This window comes from Rhizobium sp. YTUHZ044, from assembly GCF_051123975.1.
Lineage (GTDB): Bacteria > Pseudomonadota > Alphaproteobacteria > Rhizobiales > Rhizobiaceae > Rhizobium.
The window spans coordinates 681,104-705,696 of record NZ_CP101426.1 but is presented as its reverse complement, the minus strand read 5'-3'; the positions used below and the strand labels follow the sequence as shown (position 1 = coordinate 705,696).

Below are 24,593 nucleotides of genomic sequence, written 5' to 3'. Positions count from 1 at the left end.
CTAGCCCATCACCAACTGGATCTGATGGTTCTTCCCGTCGTCCTCAAGTGGAACGCTCTGCGCGGTGAGGTCCTCGCCGTCGGCGCTCAGCAGGCGATGACCCCGGCCAGATGCGGGATCCCTCCGCACCTTGATGGAATAGGTCGCCGATCCGAAGCGCAAGTCAGCCTCATAGCCAGGCCAGTGCGAGGGAATGCAGGGTTGGACGGAGAGCTGGTCTCCCTGTCTGCGAATCCCGAGAATGGCTTCCAGACCAACGCGATAAAGCCAGCTGGCCGATCCGGTATACCAGGTCCAGCCTCCGCGGCCGGTATGCGGAAACGCCCCATAGACGTCAGCGCTGACAACGTAGGGTTCGACCATGTATCGCGCAGCGTCTTCGGCGGAGAGGGAATGGTTGATGGGGTTGAGCATGCTCCAGAGCTCAAAGGCCCGATCTGCCTCTCCGAGCATCGCAGTCGCCAGTGCAACCCAGGCCGCCGCATGGGTATACTGGCCACCATTCTCCCGAATTCCGGGAACATACCCCTTTATGTAGCCGGGCTGCAGCGTCCCCTTGTCGAAGGGGGGATGGAAAAGCTGAATCAGCTTGTCTTCGGGCCGAACCAGCCGCTCCCAGACTGCTTGCATGGCATTGGAAGCGCGTCCTGCGTCGGCGACACCGGAGATGACCGCCCAGGCCTGTGGGATGGCGTCGATCTGGCATTCGTCGTTGAGGTGCGAGCCAAGGGGGGTACCATCGTCGAAGTAGGCCCGGCGATACCATGAACCATCCCAAGCCTCAGCCTCCAATGAAGCGCGCAAGGCTTCGGCGCGCTCGAGGCACCATGCCACCCGCTCCTCGTCGCCCCTTGCCGATGCGATGGTGGCAAACGACCTGAGCACGGTGAGGAAGAACCAGCCGTTCCACACGCTCTCGCCTTTGCCCTGCCCGCCGACCTTGTTCATGCCGTCGTTCCAATCGCCCGTTCCTATGAGCGGAAGTCCATGCGCTCCGAGGCGAAGTCCCCGATCCAACGCGCGGCAGCAGTGGTCATAGAGGGTCCCATTTTCCTCAGTGACCCGAGGAACGCCGAAGCTTTCCTCCTGGTCGTCACTCAAGGGCGGCGACGTCACGAAAGAAACCCGCTCGTCAAGGAGCGCGTGGTCCCCGGTCGTTGATACGTAGTGCTGGACGACGTAAGGCAGGAAATAGAGGTCATCGGTCATGCGGGTGCGCACACCGACGCCTGACGGCGGATGCCACCAGTGCTGGACATCTCCTTCCGTGAACTGACGCGCAGCAGCTCGAAGGATGTGGGCGCGTGTTTCGTCGGGTGCGCAATGCACCAGGGCAGCAACATCCTGGAGCTGGTCGCGAAATCCGTACGCGCCTCCGGACTGGTAGAAACCCGTCCGGGCCCAGACGCGGCAAGACAACACCTGATAGATGAGCCAGCGGTTCATCATGAGATCAAAGGCGGCATCGGGCGTTCGCACCGTTACCGAACCGAGCAGTTCGTCCCATTGGCGGGAGACGATCGCCAGCGAGCGTCGGGCGCCAGCCGGCTCGGCATAGTCGCGCGCGAGCCTGCGGACCTCGTCGCGACTGCCAGCCTGCCCAAGGACGAACACCAGTTCGGCGCCTTGGCCGGGGGGAACCGTCATCTCGACCATCAGCGCGGCGCAGGGATCGAGCAGGCAGCCGACGCTGCCGCCGAGACGGGAACCTTCCAGTCCGGCCGGTCGGGAAACGGACCCATTGATGCCGAGAAACTCCCGCCGGTCGCAGGTGAAGGAGCGCCGCGGCGCGCTTGAGGCAATGAAAGCCAGCTTGCCGGAGAAACCACTGTCCCAGAGGTTCCGCGCGACGATGGCGCCGCTCTCGCCGTCAATCTCGCATTCGATCCGTCCGGCTGCGGTCTCGCGCAGCGTACCGAGAACCCATTCGACGAAATAGGTGGCGGTAAGCCTGCGCGCGTCTGTTCCATTGTTGCGGATCGCCAGGTGAACGATCTTGACGGGGTCGGCGTCCGGGACGTGGACCGTCATTTCCTGCCGCAGAGATCCGTGGGTGCTCTCGTAACGGCTGTAACCCTGCCCATGACTGGCGGTCACCGAAGACGAGTGCCCAAGAGGCAGAAGTGTCGGCGTCCAGAACTCCCCGGTCTGCTCATCGCTGAAGTAGACGACTTCGCCTGGAGGGTCCGAAACCGGATCATTGGCCCATGGCGTAAGCCTGTTCAACTGGCTGTTGCCGGCCCAGCTATAGCCGAGGCCGCTTTCGCTCGTCAGGCAGCCGAACGCGGGGTTGGCAATGACGTTGCACCAGGGCATGGGCGTCATGGCCTCTCCATCAGCCGCGATCACATACTCGCGCCCGTCAGGGGTAAAGCCGCCACAACCATTCCAGAAAAGCAGGTCGCCGCGTGCGGCCGCGCGAGGTTTCTCGCCCTCGCCTCGAGACGGCTCCATTGGTTCCCGGGCTTTAGGCATGGTGGCCGCCGGCGTCTCAACCTGACCGGCAAGTGTTCCCTTGCTGCAATAAAGAACGACGCGCGCTGCGGCAGCGAGGGCATCCGCCGATGCGCTTGAAATAGCGGCCGCCGACAGGAGGTGGATGCCTCCGGCCTTGCCGAGCGTCTCCGCCACTTGGCTTCTGTCCACCGCCTCGCCCGCGCCGGCTTCATCGAGGAGCGCAAGGTCGAAGGGAAGTCCGCGGCTGGTGATGAATGCGTGAGCGGCGATAATCTCCTCGACGAGAGACTTCTGGTCCGCCTGGTCCATGCGCAGCAGCAGAATGGGCAGATCTCCGGATATGCCCAGCGACCACAGTCCCTCCGTGGTCAGCCCTTCCTTGACGGGAGCGCCACCATATCGAAGGCCGGGATTCGAAAATGCCAGGCTTCCGGCAAGGCGATTGTAGGCGGCCACCGTGGCCGGCGAGAGCTTTGAGGAAGCAAGTTCAGCGGCATGCCTCTCCTTCGCATCCGACACGGTCTGGACAACCGCATCGATGGTGGCAAAGCGCTCTGCAATGGCTGCCGCGCCCGCTTCGCTATCAGCCGCGCCCGTCACGAATGCGATTGTCTCCGTTCCGGAGGGTTCGAGGCGGACGGTCCTGCGCAAGCTGAAGATGGGGTCGAGTACCGGACCGGTCGTGCCGGTCAGTTTTCCGCCACGCTCGAGCGCGCCGGGATTTGACGGTGTCCTTCCGCGGCCGAGAAACCTGTAGCGGTCCGTGTCGTACCCGACTGCTGGATGGGTGTCGTCGCTTGATGCCGAAACGTGCACCGCCCAGACCGGCTTCTCCGAGCCGCTGCGTGGCCGACGCCTTGCAAACAGTGCGGTGGTTTCAGCGACAAACCAGGTCTCGACGAAGAGCTTTGCAAATGCCGGATGCGCGCTGTCGGCACGCCGGCCATTCAGGCAGATCTCCGAATAGCTCGTCAGCTCGAGTTCCCTTGCCTTCGCCCCCCTGTTGAACAGACGAAGCAGACGCAGTTCGGCGTCATGGTCGGCTGCGACGCAAACTTCCCACGAGATCTCGATGTCCCCTGCCGAACAGCGAAACTCGGCGCGATCCCCTGGAAAGCTGTGCTGGTAGTCGGCATCGGCCCGGCAGACCGGCTGGCGGGCGATGGACCAGACCTTTCCGTCTTCAAGGTCCCTGACGTAGCAGAACTGGCCCCAGCAATCTCGCGTACCGTCCTCCCGCCAGCGCGTCACGTCGAGGCCGAGCCAGGATCCGTAGCCGGAACCGGATTCGGTCAGCAGAACGCTGTATCCACCGTTCGAAAGCAGCGTGATCTCGGGAGGCGCGCCCGCCGGACGCGCCTCACCGACGTCTTCAATTTCGCCGGTCAATCGAGCCATCGGACAAACCCCTCAGTCGAAGCGGGCACCGGCCCATGGCATCTATGCGTTGTCACCCTCAGTGGAAGTGGCCCCCTTCACGCGGACCGTGCTCTCGACGCCCCACTTCCAACCGCTGATCTCAGGCATGTCGTCGCCATGCTTCTCGATATACTGACGGTGCTCGATCAGCTTCTCGCGGATTGCCTGCTTGAAGTAGGCGGCGCGAGCGCCGAGCTGCGGCAGTCGATCGATAACGTCCTCGACAAGGTGGAAGCGATCGAGTTCGTTGAGGACGACCATGTCGAAGGGTGTTGTTGTCGTCCCCTCCTCCTTGTATCCGCGCACGTGCAGATTGCCATGATTGGTGCGCCGGTAGGTCAGCCGGTGGATCAGCCAGGGATATCCATGGAACGCGAAAATGATCGGCTTGTCCTTGGTGAAGAGCGCGTCGAAATCCCGATCGGAAAGTCCGTGCGGGTGCTCGCTCGACGGCTGCAGCTTCATGAGGTTGACGACGTTGATGACGCGCACCTTCAGTTCGGGCAGGTGCTCCCGGATCAACTGCACCGCAGCCAGCGTCTCAAGCGTCGGCACGTCGCCGCAGCACGCCATCACGACGTCCGGCTCGCTGCCCTTGTCGCTGCTGGCCCATTCCCAGATGCCGAGGCCTTCAGCGCAATGCTTGATCGCCTCATCCATCGTCAGCCATTGCGGCGCTGGCTGCTTGCCGGCAACGACGACGTTCACGTAGTCGCGGCTGCGCAGGCAATGGTCAGTGACGGAAAGCAGCGTGTTCGCGTCCGCCGGCAGGTAGACGCGGATCACCTCCGCCTTCTTGTTGACCACATGGTCGATGAAGCCCGGATCCTGGTGGCTGAAGCCGTTGTGGTCCTGGCGCCAGACGTGCGAGCTCAGGAAGTAGTTGAGCGACCCGATCGGCCGCCGCCACGGAATGTGGTTGCAGATCTTCAACCATTTGGCGTGCTGGTTGAACATCGAGTCGATGATGTGAATGAACGCCTCGTAGCAGGAGAAGAAGCCGTGGCGGCCCGTCAGCAGGTAGCCTTCCAGCCAGCCTTGGCACTGATGCTCGCTCAACACTTCCATCACCCGGCCGTCGGGCGAGAGGTGATCGTCCTCGGGATAGATCTCGGCCATGTAGCAGCGATCGGTGACCTCGAGTACGTCCTGCCAGCGGTTGGAATTGTTTTCGTCGGGGCTGAACAGCCGGAAGTTCTTGTTGTTCAGGTTCAGCTTCATGACGTCGCGCAGGAACTTGCCCATGACCCTGGCGGATTCGGCGGTTGTCGCCCCGGCGCTCGTCACCGACACGGCGTAGTCGCGGAAATCGGGCATCTTCAGGTCACGCAGCAGCAGGCCGCCGTTTGCATGCGGGTTGTCGCTCATCCGGCGTTTTCCGGCCGGGGCGAGCGCGGCAATTTCGGCGCGCAGCTTGCCGTCGCCGTCGAAAAGCTCTTCCGGCTTGTACGACTTCATCCACTGCTGAAGGATCTCGATGTGCTCCTGCTTGCCCATCTCGCCCATCGGGACCTGGTGCGACCGCCAGTAGTCCTCGCATTTCTTGCCGTCGATTTCGCCCGGGCAAGTCCAGCCCTTGGGTGTGCGGAAGACGATCATCGGCCAGGCCGGCCGCTTGAGGTTGCCCTTGTCGCGGGCCTCTGACCAGATTCTCTTGATCTCCGCGACAGCGGTATCCATCGCTGCGGCAAGTTGCTGCTGCACCCTGTCTGGCTCACGCCCTCCCACGAAGAGGGGCGCATATCCCATCCCTTCGAAGAACTTCCTCAGTTCTTCCTCGGGAATGCGGGCAAGGAAGCAGGGATTGGCGATCTTGTAGCCATTGAGGTGCAGGATCGGCAGCACGCAGCCGTCGCGGGCAGGATTGAGAAATTTGTTGCCCTGCCATCCCGTCGCCAGCGGGCCGGTTTCCGCCTCCCCATCGCCCACGACGCAGGCGACGATCAGATCCGGGTTGTCGAAGGCAGCACCATAGGCGTGGCTCAGGGCATAGCCCAGTTCTCCACCCTCGTGGATGCTTCCGGGCGTTTCGGGAGCGACGTGGCTCGGAATGCCTCCGGGAAAACTGAACTGTTTGAACAGTCGCTGCATGCCTTCGGCGTCCTGGCCGATATTTGGATAGAACTCGCTGTAAGTACCCTCGAGATAGGCATGCGCGACCAGCGAGGGTCCGCCATGGCCGGGGCCGATGATATAGATCATGTTCAGGTCATCGCGCTTGATCACGCGATTCCAGTGCACATAGAGCATGTTCAGGCCGGGCGAGGTTCCCCAGTGTCCGAGCAGCCGCGGCTTGATGTGCTCGCGTTTCAGAGGCTCCTTGAGCAGCGGATTGTCGAGAAGATAGATCTGCCCGACAGAGAGATAGTTCGACGCCCGCCAGTAGGCGTCCATCAAGCGGAGTTCCTCGGCTCCGAGTGGTGCGGTTGTCGTCTGATTGTCGTTTATTGAAAGAGCGGCATTGGCCATCGTCAGCCTCCTAGCGACTTGTCTTCGCCTCTGCATGCCTGCAGCCGTCACACATGAAGCCCTGCCTCCCCGACAGGTTCCTCAAAGGCACATTGCGCCAAACAAGAGCGCCAGCTTGCAAGGCAACGGCGACGTCTCCACGCAATTCGCAGGCACACAATTCCCGAGACGATTGATCCTGGCCGCGTCAATGCGCCGGAAACCTTGGCTGGCAGCATGGCTGGCGCTTTCATGATCCGCCCCTGCGAAGACCCTACACCCCGGAGGGAACCTGGAACATTAGGAATGGCCACTACGTGTTTTTACCAATCCCGGGCCCGTTCTTCGTCGACTGCTTTTCAGGTTATACTTCTGCAGGCACAAACTTGCGGAGGCGAGCATGAGCCAGCAACCTGTTCCGCTCAAGTTGACGGCCAGAAGATTCGTCCGCGCGGTCAAGATATTCATGACCTCGGATGTCGGCAGGCGAGCCAGGCTCCTTCTCGTCGCCCTGGTCGCCCTTTTTGGCGGCATCAGCGCTCTGAATGTCGTCAACAGCTACGTCGGCCGATACTTCATGACGGCAATCGCCGAAAAGCAAACTGCCGAATTCATCCGTCAGGCGATCCTCTATACTGGCGCATTCGCCGCTTCGACGATCGTTGCGGTCATAGCGCGGCTCGCCGAGGAAAGACTGGCATTGCTCTGGCGAGAGTTCCTCACCCGCCGCGCGATCGGCTTCTATATGAGCGACGGCACCTTCTACCGGGTCGGGGTGCGAGGCAAGCTCTCGCACCCCGACCAGCGAATTGCCGAGGACATCAAGGCCTTCACGATCACCACGCTTTCCTTCGTGCTGATGCTCCTCAACAGCGCGCTGACGATCCTGACCTTTTCCAGCGTGCTGTGGCTGATCAGTCCGCTGCTTTTTATGGCGGCTGTCGTTTACGCGGCCTTCGGATCCTACATGACAATCGTGCTGGGCCGCCCCTTGATCAACCTCAACCATGATCAGCTCGACGGCGAAGCAGCCTTCCGGTCCAGTCTCATCCGCGTGCGGGAGAACGCAGAGTCGATCGTGATCGCGGGAGAAGAGCAACGCCACGCAAACCTGCTGTTGAGACAGTTCGATGCACTCGCGGCGAACTTCAGACGCATCATCGTCGTCAATCGCAACGTCGGCTACTTCACCACCGGCTACAACTGGATGATACAGATCATACCGGTCGTCATCATTGCGCCAGCCTTCTTCCGCGGCGACATGGAATTCGGTGTGATCACCCAGTCGGCCGCAGCGTTTGCGATGCTGGTCGGCGCATTCTCGTTCATTGTCAGACAGTTCAATTCGATCTCGAACTTTGCGACGGTCGTCGCGCGCATCAGTTCGCTTTTGGAAGCAATCGAGGAAGCTGGCGAAGCGTCAACAACAGACGTGGACGTTTACGAAACCGAAGGCAAGCTCGCCTATGAACAGCTTACGCTGACGTCGCCGACACAAGAGATACTGCTGAAGAACCTGTCGATGGTCGTCCCGATCGACACACGATTGATCGTCGCGGGAGAGGGCGAAGCTGCGGGCACGGCGTTGTTCCGGGTCACTGCGGGAATTGGCGCCTGCGGAACCGGACGCGTCCGCCGCCCGCCGCGCGAGCATATGCGCTTCATCGCCCAGCGCTCCTATTTCGCTCCCGGAACGTTGCGCCAGATTTTGGTGCCGACGGAGCGCCCGACGGAAGAGCCGGATGACGAGATCCTTGGCCTGCTCAAGAGGCTCGGTCTTGCCCGCCCCCTGACCTCCACTGACCTCGACGAGGATCAGGACTGGTCGACACTATTGTCACCGCGCGAGCAACAGCTGATTGCGATTGCCAGCGTGCTGATCACGGCTCCATCCTATGTCGTTGTGGAAAAAGCCGACACCATCTTCGGCCACGAGCTTCTGGCCGAAATCCTGAAGCTTCTCGCGGACCGGAAAATCGCATGCATCAACTTCGCGGAAGCGGACGCTCCGCGCGCCGCTTATGATGCCGTTCTCGAATATCATGCGGACGGCTCCTGGAGGTGGATCGACCAAGGAAAACGGCCCTGACGGTCGTGGTGCGCACGCCGCTTTATCAAATTCTCATCCGGCGACCGCGAGCGACCTCCCTTGTGACCAATGACACCGAAGAGTGGTCGGCTCTCCGGAGCCCCTGCGGGGCTTGGGACATCAATGATGCCATCAGGGGAAGCTCAGGTCCAAACCGAGCATCCTGCTAAGGACGAAGGCGACGAGCCCCACGACCAGGAGCGCTAGCACGAAGACTGCGGCCATCGCGACGCCCGTGCGCAGTACCGCTCGCCGATCCCCCTTCTCGCCTTGATCGTAATGCCACTTGATGGCGAAGAACATGGCTATGCCTAACGCGAGAACCTTGAAGGTAACGAAGACTATAGGGACCCAATCCAAACAACGACTCTCCTGTGCATCAGCTAGGCGCCTTATGCTCGCATCTTAGGCAAATGCATATTTCTTATTATGCAATGCTGATATGTAGCAGCAGGTGGCGGCTTGCGGGCCTGTATCGTTGGGTTCAGGAATGACCGCTTAGGGCGACAGCAGACTTCAGCCGCGTGTTTGCTCCCGGCAATTGGATAGTGGTCGATATCCAATGCCGCTCGGCGACCACTCGGTGCCTGAGGTAGCAACCGGCCCCGGCAAAGTACGGCGTAAAATCGCGTGTCCCCATGGAACTATTGCCCTCAGGCCAGCTTTCACAATTATCTCAGGGATGGAGCGAATGACGGCACAATCCCAGAAGGCAGTAGCGCGTCGAAGTGCGCTTGAGCTGCTATTATGTCTCGCTCTCGACCACACGCGTAGCAAACTTCGAGTACGCGGCCGGCAGGAGCGTTTGTATCGACGCATGGCGCGGATACACGGAAGACTGTTGTCAACGATGAACGGATGGCTATTGATGTAAGTGCTGCAAAGGGCTTGCGATGGCTGGCGATCATGGCGGTCTGCGCATGCTGTGCCTGTACGACCACACAAACACCGAACACGTATCGCAGCAAAGGATATGTTTCCGAGAAGGTTTACGGTGTGACGGCGAGCCCGCCACCCGCCCACGGCAGGAATATTCGCAAGGGTGGTGGCCGTTATACCGTCGGCAAGCCCTACGTGGTGAAAGGCAAACTTTACTCACCGAAGGAGGACCCGAGTTACGACAGGAATGGTGTCGCTTCCTGGTACGGCTCAGCGTTTCATGGTCGCTTGACTGCAAATGGCGAAGTTTACGACAGGCATTACCTTTCCGCCGCGCATCCCACCCTCCCTTTGCCCAGCTACGTGAGGGTGACCAATCTTGAAAACGGTTCGTCGCTCATCGTGCGTGTTAACGATCGCGGTCCCTACCATAGGGGCCGCATCATCGACCTTTCCAGCAAGGCAGCAGATTTGCTGGACCTGAAGCACCATGGCACGGCCTATGTTCGGGTCCAGTATGTAGGCCGCGCCCGCTCGGACGGACATGATATGCCTTTTCTTATGGCGTCCTACGTCAGCAAGCGTGATCGCCTCCAGGACATCAAACCAGTGCCTCGGATCACGACCGACGTGACGGTAGCCTCGAACCAGTCGACCGGCGATCATTTCTCGTCGTCACGGGCGAACCCTGCCATCAAGGCGATGAGCGCCTCCTACCAGCCGGGGGTAATCGCCGCGGCGGCGTTTCAGACATTCGGGCAATTCGTGATGTTCCCTGAGATCGGCCCTACCACCTTTGAGCGGACGCCCGAATTCGCTCCATCGATGCCGCGACAAAAATACTGCCTGAACGAGGATAGTGATGGTCGTGAGCGCGGCTCCTGCGAGGTTCAGGCTCTCCCGTTACAGGGTGTCAATCGCAATGTGCGTCTGACGGTGGTTGTGTTGATAAAGCGACGCCGCTCTCGACTCAGAGGCCACCGCCGGCGAGGAATAGCAATGGTTCTTCCCTGGAGTGCGCAAGAAGCCGCCACGAGACATGCCCACCCGCGGCGATCGTGCCAGGATAGCCGCCGATAGCGCCGGGCCCATGATCGCGATCCGCATGCCCCCGTCGACAAAAGCCGTGGCTGTAAAATCAATATAGCAATTCTACCGCCCCAGAGCAGAATCAAATGCTAAGTCCGGGGTGGCTGTCATGATGGCGGATCGCAAGGCATATTAGCAATAAGAAAAAAGCCCGCTTTCGCGGGCTTTTCGGCTGGTCGGAGTGGAGTGATTCGAACACTCGACCCCCACGTCCCGAACGTGGTGCGCTACCAGACTGCGCTACACTCCGTGACCAGCGGCGCTTCTATAGAACAGCCTATCTGGTTGCACAAGCACCAAATTTCAAAAAGCCGAGGGATTTTTTGACGGGTTGATGACAGCGGCCGGAAGAGGCCGCTGCTTGCAAAAAGACACACCGCAAGCAAATCGAACGGAAGTGCAAAAGGGGCAATTTTCTTTTGCCGGGTTCCGCGCTAAAGGGCTCGGCGGGACAGGCGAAACCGTCGCGACGGCGGCTTCGCAGCCATTGCGCTAGAGATCAGGGACGACACGATGAAACTCCGCACCATTACCGCGGCCGGGATTGCCATTGCGCTTGCCGGATGCACGACCTTACCTTCCGCCGGCAATCCGATCGAGGCCCGCTGGGTCGGCAAATCGGCCGGCATCTTCTTTGCCGCCTACGGGCCGCCGATCAGCGATCGCGAGGAAGGTGCGAGCACCATCTATACCTGGCGCGGCGGCTACAAGACCGTGCGCATTCCGGCGAAATATGCCGAGGGCGCCGACGGCAAGCGCGGCAAGCAGATTTCCGCCGCCCGCACCGCCTATCTGCGCTGCCAGGCCGAAATCACCACCAATTCCGACTACACGATCCGCGACATCCGCACCGTCGCCGACATCCCGGGCGTCAACGGCCCGTCCTATTGCGCCGAGTTCCTGGCGCCCGAACAGAAATAACGGACGCTTCGTTCGGCATGTGAGGACAGGCGGCCCCGAGTGCCGCCTGTTTTCGTTTGGGATCCACAAGTTCTGCCTCGAAGCATCCGCATGAATGGCAGTTGGAGATTGTTTCAGGCCAGCGGGTTCGCGCCCGTTGTCACGGAGCGAACGATGAGGTCAGCCTGTGCCGTGTGGCCCCCTTATCCGCGTCGATGGATCTCACCCCTCCGCCGGCCCGTAGAGGCCGAGCTCATCGAGAAGCGCCCGCTGCCGGTCGGCATTTTCGACCAGAAGGCCGGTGTAACGCGCGACGATCCGCGCGCGGTGTGCCGGGTCGGAGACGGCGGACAGCGCGCCGGTGACGGCGGCGATGTTTTCCGAGGTCTGGCGCAGCTCTTCCAGAAGTGCGGCCTTGCCGCCGGCCTCCGCGACCACCTGCTTCGTCACCTTGCCGATGCCGGCCGGCGTGCGGCTGCCGGCCGTGACGTAGCCCTCCGGCAGGTCGCCCTTCAGATTGACGACCGACTTGAAGCGGATGACATCGAAGATCTGGTCGACCGCCTGCTTGGCGCCGCTCACCCGCGAGGGGTGATCGGTGTCGGCGGCCGCATGCGGCAGCAGTTCGAGCTTGGCCCTGTGGCGCTCATCGAGCGGCAGGTAGGGCAGCATCGGGCCGCTCAGCGCGCCGGTCGCGACATCCCGGAAGAGGTCGGCGTCGATCGCCGCATGGGCGATCTTGCCGGACGACAGGGCCGCATCGAGCGCATCGGTATCGACGACCTCGCCGCGGTCGTAATTGACGAGAACAGCGCCGTCCTTCATGGCGGAGAGCACCTTGGCATCGACGGTGCCGGCGTTGGAATATCGGCCGGTCGATGCATCGAGGCGACCGAGGCCGATATGGACGGAAAGCACGTCGGCGCCGCTTGCGGCTTCCACCGGGCTGGCGGCATAGGTAAAGCCCTCGGCCTCGATCCAGCGCTGGTGATGTTCGCGGGCGTAAATCGCCACCTGCATGCCGAAAGCCTTGGCGAGCTTGGCGACTTCACGGCCGATATTGCCGTAGCCGAGAACGGCGAGCTTGCGGCCCTCGAGCTTTGCCGTCGGAAAATCCTTGAGCTGGCGGCCGGTATCGAAATCGCCGCCGGCGACCATCCGGTGCAGCCGGTCGACCGGCAGGTCGGGAACGACCTTCAGGATCGCCTTCATCACCATCTGGGCGGTCGCCCGGCTGTTGATGCCGGGCGTGTTCATCAGGGCCGCAGTGCCGCCCTCGCCATTGCCGCCGCCCCAGGAGGCCGAGCCCATATTGCCGGTGCCGGCGCCGATACGCACGCCGCCGAGCGGAAAGACCGAGGCCTTCGGGATGAAGGTCGCCGCGGCGATCAGCGCGTCGTACTGGCCCTTGTCGGTCTGCGGCAGGATCTCCGCCTCGGTGCTGAGGTTCGGCTGATAGAAGAAATGGATGCGGCCCTTTTCGAGGCTTTCGCGATCACCGAGCGGGCCGAGATGGAAGCTGCCGCCCTTCCCCTCGATATAGGCCTTGACCTCGCTATAATCAGGCTCGCCGTCGGCGCCGAAGCGTAAGCCCACCAGATCGGCGATCAGCACGGTATAAGCGCGGTGCGGATCGTCCTTGCGCACGGCGCCATCGGCCTTGACGGGCGCTTCGAAGGTGACGCCGTTCCTTGCCAGCTCCTCCTCGAGCACGACGATCTTGGCTCTGAGATAGGCGTATTGCAGATTATCAAGCAGCGCGACGACATCGTCCGGTTCGCGGATGCCGCCGACCCAGGCGCGGTAATCGCCCGGCGTGCCGGGGAAGGCGTTGACGTAGCGGGCCGCGTCGAGGCCGGGCTCGTATTCGCCGTTCGGATGGGTGATGCCCTCATAGCCGAGCAGCTGCTTGGAACGGGCGATGATGCGGGCGTGGATGGCGGGATCGGTGATATCAGCGTCCTCGACCTTCAGCAGCGTCACCGCCGCCCCGCGCCGTTCGGCATCGGTGACGGTCAAGGACAGCAGCGGATGCGACTTGACCCATTCGTCGATGACGGCGCGATTGGCGGCGGAGCGGCGGTTGAGCTCGACGACGGAACCGACCCGGGCCTCCGACTGCAGCAGGCCGAAAGTGGTCTCGGCAAAGGCGAGCGCGCTGTAGGTGTTGATGACGCCGCCGAGCATGCGGTCTTCAGCCGCATCGTAGAATGGGCCGGCATCGACGGAGCGCTTGGCCGAAAACGGCTGGCGCGGATCGATCGGCGGGGCGATCTTCAGCTGGCGCGGGATCGCCCAGGCCGGATCCTGCTGGTTCTTCTCGATCAGCGCCAGCGCATGCGGCGTGAAGGAGGCGACGAAATAGCCCGAGATGCCGCCGATCGCCTTCTGGAACGGCATGAACAGGCAGCATTTCGCCATCACGGCGCTGACCAGTTCCGGCTCCCACGGCATGGCGCCGAGCATCGAGGTGGCGTCGAACACCGCATGGCGGTTGGCCGGGTCGCCGTCGAGCCAGCTCAAGAGCTCGCGGATCTCGCCGCTGGTATAGGCGTTCGCCCCCGTCGTCTCGTGGCCGACGCCGACGAAGATCGACACGCCGAGGTCGGCAAGTTCGCCCGCCGTGGGGATCACGCCTTCGGAGGCGGCGAAATGAATGCGGCTCTCGCAGCCCTTTTCGGCGAAACGCTGCATCTCGATCAGCTGTGTCGCCCAGGACTGGCGGAAGAAGCCGGCGGCCTTCGACGGATCGCTCTCCGGCCGCGGCGTATCGACATAGACGCGCTGGGAAGCGTCGTTGCCATTCATCAGGTGCTGGATGCAGACGGTGAAGCCGCTATGGCCGCCACCGAGCCCGACCGCCATGCGGTTGACCTTCGGGAAACCGAAATAGCGATGGATCGCCCGCATCATGTCGGTCAGGATCTTGTCGGCCGGATAGCCGCGATGCATGCTGCGGGAAATCTCGGCCGTGGTGAAGCCGCCGATATCGTTGCCCCGATCGTCGAACTTGCGATAGGTCTTTTCGATCCAGGCGTCGAAGGCGATGCGCCGCAGGCGGCTATCGACTTCATCGGTCGTCGCATCGGTGATCGGCCCGACGCCGAAGAACGGGTTGGACGGCAGCTTCGGCGCGCCCGACGCGGTCTGTCGAAGGGCGCTCAATCGCTGTTCCTGCATCTGCGCGATATCTGTCATGGCCTGCCTGTCTGTTTGCGGAGCTGAAGTTGCCTTCATGGTGAAGCGAGTGCACGGGCAGGACAAGCTCATATGCGCCGAAGGACAGGCGAAACGCGTCATTGGTGGCCAACGTTTCGGTAGCCACCGCCAAGATCACCGACATCTCGCCGGAGGCGAAACGCGCGCGCCGCTTCGGCCTGTTCAACGCGATGTTCTATGCGCTCACCGTGCCGCTCGCTCCGGGTCTCGGATGACGACGCCGGAGCGGGCGCCGGCGAGCTGAACCGCTGCGGCAGGCCTGGTGCGGCCCGGATTCGTCCGGGAGCCGGTCATCGGCGCGTTTGGCGAGAACGCCACCCCACATTCCGTCATCCCAGGGCTTGACCCTGGGATCCACAGCCAGGCGCGCGGCTTCAATTGTTCCCCTTCAGATCATCGCTCTTCTGCAGTGCCAGCCGCATGGATCCCAGGGTCAAGCCCTGGGATGACGGAGGAGAGGTGGTGCCCGGGATGGAGGAGGAGAGGTAGTGCCGGGGACCAAAAGCCTCGTCAGGGCGCGAAGCGAACCGTGAGCGCGGCGCCACAAAGCATCACAGCCGCAACCATCCCCGCACAAAAACGGGCTTGCCGCGCGCCCCGCTCCGGCGTATGTCTTTGCCGTCGCGAAAAGCGACTGCCTCCCTTGATCCGCTCAGTGGCGGAGTAAACAGGTGGACGAATGGGTCGTCCAGGCGGTCGAGCACACGCCGGCCATGCGCTTCAGCCATGGTTCGGCCAGCACTCCCTGAAACCAGCGCCTGACGAGATCAGGCCTCATCGTGAGCCATCGGCCCGCTCTGCGGCCTTTGCTGGCCCCAGGCGCTCGTGCGCTCGCGTCGACCCGGAACGCACCCATGACCAGATCCCTTATCGTCATCTTCACCGCCATTGTCCTCGATGCCGTCGGCATCGGGCTGATTTTCCCCATCCTGCCGTCGCTGCTGCAGGAGATCACCCATGCCGACAACATCGCGCCCACGATCGGCGCGATGACGGCGCTCTACGCGGTGATGCAGTTCATCTTCGCGCCGGTGCTCGGGGCCCTGAGCGACCGGCTCGGTCGCCGGCCGGTGCTGCTGCTTTCGCTTGCCGGTGCAGCCGTCAACTACCTGTTCCTGGCGCTCGCGCCCAACCTGCTGCTGCTCTTCATCGGCCGGGCGGTCGCGGGGCTGACGAGCGCCAACGTCTCGGTGGCCACCGCCTATATCACCGACATCTCGCCGGAGGAAAAACGCGCCCGCCGGTTCGGCCTGTTCAACGCCATGTTCGGCCTCGGCTTCATCATCGGCCCGGTCCTCGGCGGCGTGCTCGGCGATCACTGGCTGCGGCTGCCCTTCATCGCGGCGGCCGCACTCAACGGCGCCAACCTGCTGCTCGCCTGCTTCATCCTGCCGGAATCGCGCCGGGGCAGCCGCGCGAGGATCGACCTTGCCGCGCTCAATCCGCTCCGGCCGCTGCGCTCGGTGCTGGCGGTCAGGAGCCGGCTGCCGGTTGTCATCCTCTTTTTCATCTTCAGCGCCACCGGCGAGGCCTACGGCACCTGCTGGGCGCTCTGGGGCAGCGACGCCTTCCGGTGGAACGGGCTTTGGGTCGGCCTGTCGCTCGGCGCCTTCGGCATCTGCCAGACGCTGGCCCAGGCCCTCCTGCCGGGGCCGGCGGTCAAACTGCTCGGCGAACGCGGGGCAATCCTGACCGGCGTCGCCGGCGCCGCCATCGCACTTTTCGTCATGGCCCTTGCCGAGCGCGGCTGGATGATTTTCGCGATCATGCCGGTCTTCGCGCTCGGCGGCATCGGCGTGCCGGCGCTGCAGTCTCTCGCCACCCGGCAGGTGGATGAAAACAGCCAAGGCCAGTTCCAAGGCGTGCTGGCCTCGGCCGTCAGCCTCGCCTCGATCGCGGCGCCGCTCGGCTTTTCCAGCCTCTATTTCCTCGTCCGGCAGGCATGGCCGGGCGCCATCTGGCTGTCGGTCGTCGCCGTCTATGCGCTCGCCGTGCCGCTGGTTCTCGGTCTCGGGCTGAGGAAGAGGGAAACGGCGCCGGCGAGTTGAACCGCTGCGGCACTGGTCTCGCTGGAATCCCTCCGGGAGCCGGTCATCGGCGTTTGGCGAGGACGCCAACCCCACCCTCCGTCGTCCCAGGGCTTGACCCTGGGATCCACGACCTGGCACGCGGCTTCAATTTCTCTGCGGTGGGTGGCCATTGCTGCTCAGCGCCAGCCTCATGGATCCCAGGGTCAAGCCCTGGGATGACGGAGGAGAGGTGGTGCCGGCACGCACAAGCCGGCGCGGACGAGAGGTGGTGGCGGGATGTATTTGTCCGCCAGCGCGGAGGCGAGGTGGTGCCGCGACGCGTCGGCTCAGCAGCGGTGAGGAAGCTTCGGCAAAGCGACCCCACACAAGCCTCGGCGAAAGCGAGGTCTCACAAGCTGCGCCGGTTCTCAAGCTGCGCCGGCGGTGCGTTTGGCGAGAACGCCAACTCCACACTCCGTCATCCCAGGGCTTGACCCTGGGATCCACAGCCAAGCACGCGGCTTCAATTCCTTCCCTACGAGAAGATGCCAGCGCTCTTCCCGCAGTGCCAGCCGCATGGATCCCAGGGTCAAGCCCTGGGATGACGGAGGAGAGGTGGTGCCGGGATGCATAACGCCGGCGCGGAGGAGAGGTGGTGCCGCGACGCGTCGGCGGCAGCGATGACGCTTCGGCAGACGCGGCGCCACACTAGCTACGGCAAATGCGGCGCCTCACAGGCTGCGCCGGCGGTGCGTTTGGCGAGAATGCCAACTCCACACTCCGTCATCCCAGGGCTTGACCCTGGGATCCACAGCCAAGCACTCTGCCCACATGGCAGGATATGTTTACATCGTCACCAACCAGAAAAACGGCACCCTCTATATCGGCGTGACATCCGATCTGGAGCGCCGCATCTACGAGCATCGCGAAGGACTGACACCGGGCTTTGCCTGGAAATATGGCTGCACCCCGCCTCGTCTGGTACGAGGAGCATTGGGACATCGGCAGCGCCATCCAGCGCGAGAAATCATTGAAACGATGGAACCGGCAATGGAAGATCGACCTGGTCGAGGCGATGAATCCCGAGTGGGATGATCTTTATCTGACGCTGTGGTGATGCCGGCTGCGCCTTCTGTGGTGCTCTGGGCATGGATCCCAGGGTCAAGCCCTGGGATGACGGAGGAGAGGTGGTCGCGAGACAGATCGGCTCACTGCGAGGAGAGGTGGTGCCGGGATGCATAAGCCGCCAGCGCTGAAGAGAGGTGGTGGCGCAGCACATAAGCCCGCCAGCGCGCAGCAGAGGTAGTGCCGGGACGCATCGGCGGCAGCGATGACGCTTCGGCAGACGCGGCGCCACACTAGCTACGGCAAATGCAGCGCCTCACAAACTGCGCCGGCTCTCAAGCTGCACCGGCGGTACGTGTGGCGATAACGCCACCCCCACACTCCATCATCCCAGGGCTTGACCCTGGGATCCACAACCAAGCGCGCGGCTTCAATCGCTTCCCCGCAGCCCATCACCCTCCCCGCAGTGCCAGCCGCGTGGATCCCAGGGTCAAGCCCTGGGATGACGGAGGAGAGGTCGTGCCGGGATGCACAAGCCCGGCGCGCGGCTTCAATCGTTTCCCCGCAGGCCATCACTCTCTTCACCAGTGCCAGCCGCATGGATCCCAGGGTCAACCCTGGGATGACAGAGGAGAGGTGGTGCCGGGATGCACAAGCCCGCCGGCGCGAGGAGAGGCGGTCGCGCGACAGATCGGCTCACTGCGAGGAGAGGCGGCGCCGGGACGCATAAGCCTGGACGGCGCGGAAGAGGATTGATGCCGCGACGCATCGCCGGCAGCGGTGAGGAAGCCATGGCAAAAGCGGCGCACAAGCCTCGGCAAAGCGACGCCGCACGCACCGCCCGCTCTCAAGCTGCACCGTCGGTACGTGTGGCGATAACGCCACCCCAACACTCCGTCATCCCAGGGCTTGACCCTGGGATCCACAGCCAAGCACGAGGCTTCGATTTCTCTGCGGTGGGAGGCCATTGCTGTTCAGCGCCAGCCGCATGGATCCCAGGGTCAAGCCCTGGGATGACGAAGGAGAGGTGGTGCCCGGACGCATAAGCCGACGCGGACGAGGGGTGCGGCTGGGATGCATAAGTGCGCCAACGCGGAAGCGAGGTGGTGCCGCGAAGCATCGCCAGCGGCGGCGATGAAGCGACGGCAAAAGCGGCGCCGCACAGGCTGTGCCGGCGGCGCGTCTGGCGACAGAGGAGAGCTGGCGCCCTCCCCCGCCCAACGCCGGCGCTCACGCCGCCTCTTCCTTCTCCGCCGCCCCCTCCGCCAGCTTGCGGGCGGCGACGAAATCCACCTTGCCGGAGCCCAGCACCGGCACCTTGCCGATGGTGACCTCGGCCGGGACCATCATGTCCATCGCGCCCTTCGACTTGGCGAAGGCGAGGAATTCGGCGCGGGTGGCGGTTTCGGCGTCGGTCAAGAGCACCAGGCGCTCGCCCTTCTTGGGGTCGGGCAGCGAGGAGACGACGGAGAGTGCGGCGGGCCAGAGCTCGGCGGCGAGCGCCTCGATTGCCGCCAGCGACACCATCTCGCCGCCGATCTTGGCGAAGCGCTTGGCGCGGCCGCGGATCTTGACGAAGCCGTCCTCGTCGATGCTGACGATGTCGCCGGTGTCGTGCCAGCCATCGGCGAGCGGCTCGAGCACGCCGGGCTTTTCGGCGCGGAGGTAACCGGCCATGACATTGGCGCCGCGCACATGCAGGCGGCCGCCCTCGTCGATGCCGGGCACCGGCTCGAGCTTCCATTCCATGCCCGGCAGGATTTTGCCGACCGTGCCGGAGCGGTTGTACATCGGCGTATTGATGGAGATCACAGGCGCGGTCTCGGTGACGCCGTAACCTTCGAGGATGCGCAGGCCGAACTTTTCCATATAGGTCTGCCGGGTTGCCGCCTTCACCGGCTCGGCGCCGGCGAAGATATAGCGGATCGAGCGGAAATCATACGGATGCGCCGTTCTGGCATAACCGTTGAGGAAGGTATCGGTGCCGAAGATGATCGTGGCGTTGGAGACATAGATCAGCTCCGGCACGATGCGGTAATGCAGCGGCGACGGATAGAAATAGACCGGCACGCCCGAGATCAGCGGCAGCACGGTGCCGGCCGTCAGCCCGAAGGAATGGAAGACGGGCAGGATGTTGAACACCTTGTCGCCGCTGTGGAAATCGATGCGGGCGGCGGCCTGGGCGGCGTTCGACAGCACGTTGCGGTGGGTCAGCACCACACCCTTCGGCGTGCCCTCGGAGCCCGAGGTGAAGAGGATGACGGCCGGATCGTCGGCCTGGCGTTTGACCAGCGGCCGCGATTTTCTCAGAAGCCCGATGATCTTGTCCTTGAACGAGATTTCGTCTCTGAGATCGTCGAGCCAGACGATCGTCAGCTGCTTTTCCAGCTCCTCGACGACGGGACCGAGCTTGGCCTGGGCGACGAAGGCGCGCGAGGTCAGCACGTGTTTCACCTCGGCCGCCTTGCAGGCCGAGAGGATATTGGCGGCGCCCGCGGTGAAGTTCAGCATCGCCGGCACCTTGCCGGCCGACATGACGCCGAGGATGGTGGCGGCGGCGCCATTGGCATTCGGCAGCATGACGCCGAGGTTCTGTTCCGGGAAACGGGCGCGGAACTTGGCGCCGAGCACGGCCGCCCCGGTCAGGAGCTTGCCATAGGTCAGCCGGCCGGTGACCGGATCCTCGACCGCAGGCTTCTTCATGCCGAATTCGTGGCCGGCGCGGATGACCCGCTCGAGCACGGTCGACGAGGTATCGGCGGTGCGGAAGAGCAGGTTCGACATCACCTGGTAGAGTGCGGCGCCAGCCGCCGTGCGGCGCTTGCGGCCCTTCAGCTCCGTGGGCACTTCGAGCTTGACCGGCTCGAGAATGGTGACCTTGACCTTGGGGAACAGCCGGCGGCGGATCTTGCCGTCGTCGAGATAGGAGAAATAGGTCTTTTCCAGCCCGTCGATCTTGACCGGCACCACCATCGAGCCTGTCTTGTCGGCGACCATGGCGGCGCCGTCATAGACCTTCATCAGCGTGCCGGTCACCGTCAGCCGGCCCTCGGGGAAGATGCCGATCGCATTGCCTTCCTGCGCCACCTTGATCAGCGAGCGTGTCGCCATCGGCTTGGTCGGGTCGAGCGGCAGGAATTTGCACATTTTCAGGAAGGGGCGCACCCACCAGGCCTGGGCGATCTTGTAATCGACGGCGAAGGTCGGCTCCTCCTCGGTGATGGCGAGCGCGAGCGCGCCGTCGAGCAGGCTGACATGGTTCAGCGCAATGATCGGCGCCGGGCCGGCCTTCTTGATATTCTCCAGCCCCTCGACCTCGAGGCGCATGAAGGCGCGGAACAGGATCGAGATGAAATCGCGGAAGGCATTGGTCGGCAGCGTCTTCAGCATCAGCCAGGCGACGCCGAAATTGACGATGCCGAGGCCGATCAGAATCTGCGGAATGGAGGCCCCGAGCGCCTGGATGGCGGCGACCAAACCGAGGCCGACGGTGATGAACAGCGCAGACAGCACATTGGCGGCGCCGATGACGCGGGCGCGGTGATCCTCATGCGCCCATGTCTGCAGGGCGGCGAAGGTCGGCACGGCGATGAAGGCGCCCGAGATCGCCATGCCGGCGAGATCGATGGCGACGCGGATGGTATTTTCGCCGGCGAAGAAATCGAGGATCGTCGTCGCGTGCGAGGTCGAGGTGAGGCCCCAGAGGTTCCAGGCGAGATCGAGGCTGAAGAGGCCGAGCAGCGCCGTGCCGACGGGGGCCGGCAACAGCACGACGCGGCCCGCCGACATCCAGGCGGCAATGCCCGAACCGACGGCGACGGCAATCGCGAACACCGTGAGATAGGCGGGCACGACGAGCTCGGAGCCGCCGAGCAGCTCGGTCACCATGGTCGGCAGGATGGAGAGCGTGAAGGCGCCGACCAGCCAGAACCAGCAGTTCATCAGCGCCGAGCGCCACAGCCGCGTATCCCTACGGATCTCCATGACCAGCGTGTAGCTGGAGCGGATGACGTTGCGGTCGACCTCAAGATCCGGCGCCTTGGAGCCGGTCGGCGGGATCATGCGGGCCGACAGCCAGCAGAGCACCGACAGCCCCATCATCATCGAGCCGAAGAGGACGACATTGTCGCCACTTGAAAAGGCGAGTGCTGCGATGATCGTGCCGCCAAGGATGGCGATGAAGGTGCCGCCCTCGATCCAGGCATTGGCCTTCGGCAGGTCGCGGCGTTCGAGATGATCGGGCAGGATGCCGTATTTGATCGGCCCGAACAGCGCCGAGACGATGCCGAAGCCGAAGAGCGCCGCCATCAGCACAAAAATCGAGGAGAAGGCCAGCCCGACGACGGCAAGGGCCGCTATGCCGATCTCGCAGCGTTTCAGCAGTTCCGCCACCTTGGCCTTGTCGTGCTTGTCGGCGATTTCGCCGCCCAGCGCCGAAAGCAGCAGGAAGGGCACGATGAGGATGACGCCGGCAAGCGTCACCAGCGCCGCGCCCTCGCTCGCCGACATCTTGAAGAGGATGAGGAAGACCAGCGTATTCTTGAGGAAATTGTCGTTGAAGGCGGTCAGGAACTGCGTCCAGAACAGCGGCGCGAATTTCCTCGATGTCATCAGATTGTGTTGCACGGCGAGACCCTCTTTTCGTGGGCAGAGAAGGCCACAGAGTTGTTACGCAAAAGTTGAGTGCGATAACAACTCTGCGATGTGGTTAAGGAAGATCAATCTTCACCGTTACGATTGAATTTGACCAGCAGCTTTTCGGTGCGGGCATCTTCGACCTTGCGGATCAGCTTCTCGGATTCGGCATTGTCGCGCAGCGTCTTGGTAATATTCACCGTCGTCTGCACCAGCATCAATATGCCCATGGCGAGATAGCCCTTCCCCCAGAGATCGAGCGGCATCATGTAGAGGCCGAGCGCCAGCATGAAGGCGGCGGCGCCGAAGGAGAAGTAGGAGAAGCTGACCCAGCTGGCGGAATGTTTCTGGAAACTGTCGTTCATGTCAGTGACCCTTTAATTTTGAGGGGTGAATGGTGGGATGGGGATGTCAGGCGGCCGGCGTAATGCGGCTCTTCAGCCGGGCGAGCACGTCATCGGCCGATGAGGTAAGCGGCGCGCCGCAGCCGGCATTGGCAAGCTTTTCGATGATGCCGGCCGGCCGCGTGGCGCTTTCCATCTCCTTCAGCGCCGCTGCCGTCAGCTCGTTCTGGCTCTGGCGCAGGCGAAGCCGGGCCAGCGTCTCCTCGGCCTCGTCGAGGGTCGCAAGGCCGGGGCCGGCGACTGCGATATCGAGCTTCTGCGCCTCCTGAGTGGCGCGGGCTAGCCGCTCGCCGCGCTGCAGCGCCTGCAGCCGCGCCTCGGCATCCCTGACGATGCCCTTCAGCTTGGCGATACCGGTGGTGAACTGGCTTTGCGCCTGTTCCGACGCGTCGCGCTCGGCCTCGAGAAAGGCGATCGCTTCGGCCGCTTCCCGCGCCAGGCCCTCGTTGCCCTTGGTGAGTGCTGCGGTGGCGCGGGTCTCGAGATCGGCGATGCGGGCAAGGATCGCCTGATGCTGCGCCTTCTCCTGCTCGTTCTGGGCAATGGCGACGGCGACGCTGCGCCGCGCCGACTGGATCGATTGGGCGGCATCGCGGATCTGCTGGGCCAGCAGCGGCACGGCGTGGCGATCGGCGAAGGCCTGCTCGGCATCATGCGCCCTGCCCCGCAGCAATATGGAAATCAGTTTGAACATTTCCTTCCTCCGGTTTATGAACGTTGTTCACGAGATGAGTTATGGCAGAATCATGAACGGCGTTCAAGAATATTTTTGAACGGCGTTCAAAAATTCGGAAGGAAATGGTTAATGGCCGGTCGACGGGAAGAAAAACGTGAGGATTTGAAGGCCCGGCTGATCGAGGCGGCGCGCGAGCGCATCGCCCGCGACGGGCTTGGTAATCTGCGCGCCCGCGACATCACCCAGGATGCCGGCTGCGCGCTCGGCGGCCTCTACACCGTCTTTTCCGACCTCGCCGAGCTCGTTATCCACGTCAACTCTTCGACGCTGAAGGCGCTGGAGGCGCGGCTGACGCTTGACGAGGCCAGGGGCAAGAGCCCGACCGACCGCCTGCGCAACCTCGCCCAGGGCTACCTCGCCTTTGCCGTGGAACACCGCAATCTCTGGAAGGCGCTGTTCGACCACTTCCCCCCCGCCACCAGCCCGACGCCGCAATGGCACCTCGACGAACACCTCTTCCTGATGGACGTGATCGCCGAACCGCTCGCCGAACTGCAACCCGACATGCCCGCCGAAGACCGCGCCATCCGCGCCCGCACGTTGTTCGGCGCGGTGCATGGGGTGGTCAGCATCAGCCTGGAGGGGCGCTTCGTGGGATTGCCGCTGGAACGGCTGGCACGCGAGGTGGACGAGCTGGTGCAGACGATTGCGGCAGGCGCGGAGCGGCGACGGCAGGGGGTGTGAGGTGGTGTTGGGTGGAGTGGCGTAGACTGACGTTGCGGTTTCTTTCGCCGAGCCCACCTCATACTCCGTCATCCCAGGGCTTGACCCGAGGATCCATGCCCGGAGCATTGTGCCGGCCGGCGGCGCATGGAGCGGTATCATCCGACTGACGACATTGCCGTTTTCGCCGAGCCCCACCCTCTCCTCCGTCATCCCAGGGCTTGACCCTGGGATCCACGCCGCGCGCATTGTGCAGGCCGTAGGCGCATGGAGCGGCATCATCTGACTGAGGGCCTTGCGGAACCAGCCGGAGCCTCACCCCACTCTCCGTCATCCCAGGGCTTGACCCTCGGATCCATGCCCCGAGCATTGTGCTCGCCGTGTCAGACGGAGCGGCATCATCCGGCGAACGGCCTCGCGGTTCCGGCCTAAGCCTCACCCCACTCTCCGTCATCCTCGGGCTTGACCCGAGGATCCATGCCGCGCGCATTGTGCTGGCCGTCGGCAGACGGAGCGGCAGGGAGCATCCTGTCCGTGAACGTATGTACTCGAGTGCTGCGTGTGGATCCTCGGGTCAAGCC

At 63.4% G+C, this 24,593-nt stretch carries 13 protein-coding genes, 1 tRNA gene and 1 pseudogene; 7 read left to right on the top strand and 8 right to left on the bottom strand.

Annotation, left to right across the window (positions count from 1 at the left end):
- On the bottom strand, nt 1–3,855 hold the full coding sequence (locus tag NL154_RS03335) for a GH36-type glycosyl hydrolase domain-containing protein (RefSeq protein ID WP_434733570.1): 3,855 nt from the start codon (nt 3,853–3,855) through the stop codon (nt 1–3).
- A 42-nt stretch (nt 3,856–3,897) separates the two neighbouring features.
- The gene (locus NL154_RS03330) at nt 3,898–6,345 is read right to left on the bottom strand and encodes a phosphoketolase family protein (protein WP_434733569.1); all 2,448 of its coding nucleotides are present in this window, start codon (nt 6,343–6,345) and stop codon (nt 3,898–3,900) included.
- A gap of 379 nt (nt 6,346–6,724) precedes the next feature.
- On the opposite strand from NL154_RS03330, the gene NL154_RS03325 reads away from it, so the two are divergent.
- The gene (locus NL154_RS03325; protein ID WP_434733568.1) at nt 6,725–8,413 is read left to right on the top strand and encodes an ABC transporter ATP-binding protein/permease; all 1,689 of its coding nucleotides are present in this window, start codon (nt 6,725–6,727) and stop codon (nt 8,411–8,413) included.
- A 132-nt stretch (nt 8,414–8,545) separates the two neighbouring features.
- Here the strand turns inward: NL154_RS03325 and NL154_RS03320 are convergent, their stop codons facing one another.
- Nucleotides 8,546–8,773 (bottom strand): hypothetical protein, encoded by a 228-nt coding sequence (locus NL154_RS03320; protein WP_221122560.1) that lies wholly within the window; start codon nt 8,771–8,773, stop codon nt 8,546–8,548.
- 498 nt (nt 8,774–9,271) lie between these two features.
- Between NL154_RS03320 and NL154_RS03315 the strand changes: the two genes are divergently transcribed.
- The gene (locus NL154_RS03315) at nt 9,272–10,372 is read left to right on the top strand and encodes a septal ring lytic transglycosylase RlpA family protein (protein WP_434733567.1); all 1,101 of its coding nucleotides are present in this window, start codon (nt 9,272–9,274) and stop codon (nt 10,370–10,372) included.
- A gap of 182 nt (nt 10,373–10,554) precedes the next feature.
- Here NL154_RS03315 and NL154_RS03310 read toward each other — a convergent pair.
- Nucleotides 10,555–10,631, bottom strand: a tRNA-Pro gene (locus NL154_RS03310).
- A 263-nt stretch (nt 10,632–10,894) separates the two neighbouring features.
- Here NL154_RS03310 and NL154_RS03305 point away from each other — a divergent pair.
- The gene (locus NL154_RS03305; RefSeq protein WP_221146754.1) at nt 10,895–11,302 is read left to right on the top strand and encodes a hypothetical protein; all 408 of its coding nucleotides are present in this window, start codon (nt 10,895–10,897) and stop codon (nt 11,300–11,302) included.
- 201 nt (nt 11,303–11,503) lie between these two features.
- Here the strand turns inward: NL154_RS03305 and NL154_RS03300 are convergent, their stop codons facing one another.
- Nucleotides 11,504–14,479: an NAD(P)-dependent oxidoreductase gene (locus NL154_RS03300; RefSeq protein ID WP_434733566.1), complete on the bottom strand. Its 2,976-nt coding sequence runs from the start codon at nt 14,477–14,479 to the stop codon at nt 11,504–11,506.
- 104 nt (nt 14,480–14,583) lie between these two features.
- On the opposite strand from NL154_RS03300, the gene NL154_RS03295 reads away from it, so the two are divergent.
- The 3 genes and pseudogenes from NL154_RS03295 (at nt 14,584) to NL154_RS03285 (ending at nt 17,626) form a co-directional block, all read left to right on the top strand.
- On the top strand, nt 14,584–14,715 hold the full coding sequence (locus NL154_RS03295) for a hypothetical protein (RefSeq protein ID WP_259666004.1): 132 nt from the start codon (nt 14,584–14,586) through the stop codon (nt 14,713–14,715).
- Nucleotides 14,716–15,354: 639 nt separating this feature from the next.
- Nucleotides 15,355–16,548, top strand: a complete 1,194-nt coding sequence (locus NL154_RS03290; protein ID WP_434733565.1) for a TCR/Tet family MFS transporter — start codon at nt 15,355–15,357, stop codon at nt 16,546–16,548.
- A 792-nt stretch (nt 16,549–17,340) separates the two neighbouring features.
- Nucleotides 17,341–17,626, top strand: a pseudogene (locus NL154_RS03285) (GIY-YIG nuclease family protein).
- Between the two features lie 1,178 nt (nt 17,627–18,804).
- Here the strand turns inward: NL154_RS03285 and NL154_RS03280 are convergent.
- The 3 genes from NL154_RS03280 to NL154_RS03270 all read right to left on the bottom strand — a co-directional run bounded on the left by NL154_RS03280 (nt 18,805) and on the right by NL154_RS03270 (nt 23,307).
- Complete coding sequence (locus tag NL154_RS03280) at nt 18,805–22,200, bottom strand: acyl-[ACP]--phospholipid O-acyltransferase (protein WP_434733564.1); 3,396 nt, start codon at nt 22,198–22,200, stop codon at nt 18,805–18,807.
- 92 nt (nt 22,201–22,292) lie between these two features.
- On the bottom strand, nt 22,293–22,574 hold the full coding sequence (locus NL154_RS03275) for a YiaA/YiaB family inner membrane protein (protein ID WP_097597578.1): 282 nt from the start codon (nt 22,572–22,574) through the stop codon (nt 22,293–22,295).
- A 46-nt stretch (nt 22,575–22,620) separates the two neighbouring features.
- Complete coding sequence (locus tag NL154_RS03270) at nt 22,621–23,307, bottom strand: PspA/IM30 family protein (RefSeq protein WP_434733563.1); 687 nt, start codon at nt 23,305–23,307, stop codon at nt 22,621–22,623.
- A 111-nt stretch (nt 23,308–23,418) separates the two neighbouring features.
- On the opposite strand from NL154_RS03270, the gene NL154_RS03265 reads away from it, so the two are divergent.
- On the top strand, nt 23,419–24,033 hold the full coding sequence (locus NL154_RS03265) for a TetR/AcrR family transcriptional regulator (RefSeq protein WP_434733562.1): 615 nt from the start codon (nt 23,419–23,421) through the stop codon (nt 24,031–24,033).
- The last annotated feature ends 560 nt before the right edge of the window (nt 24,034–24,593 follow it).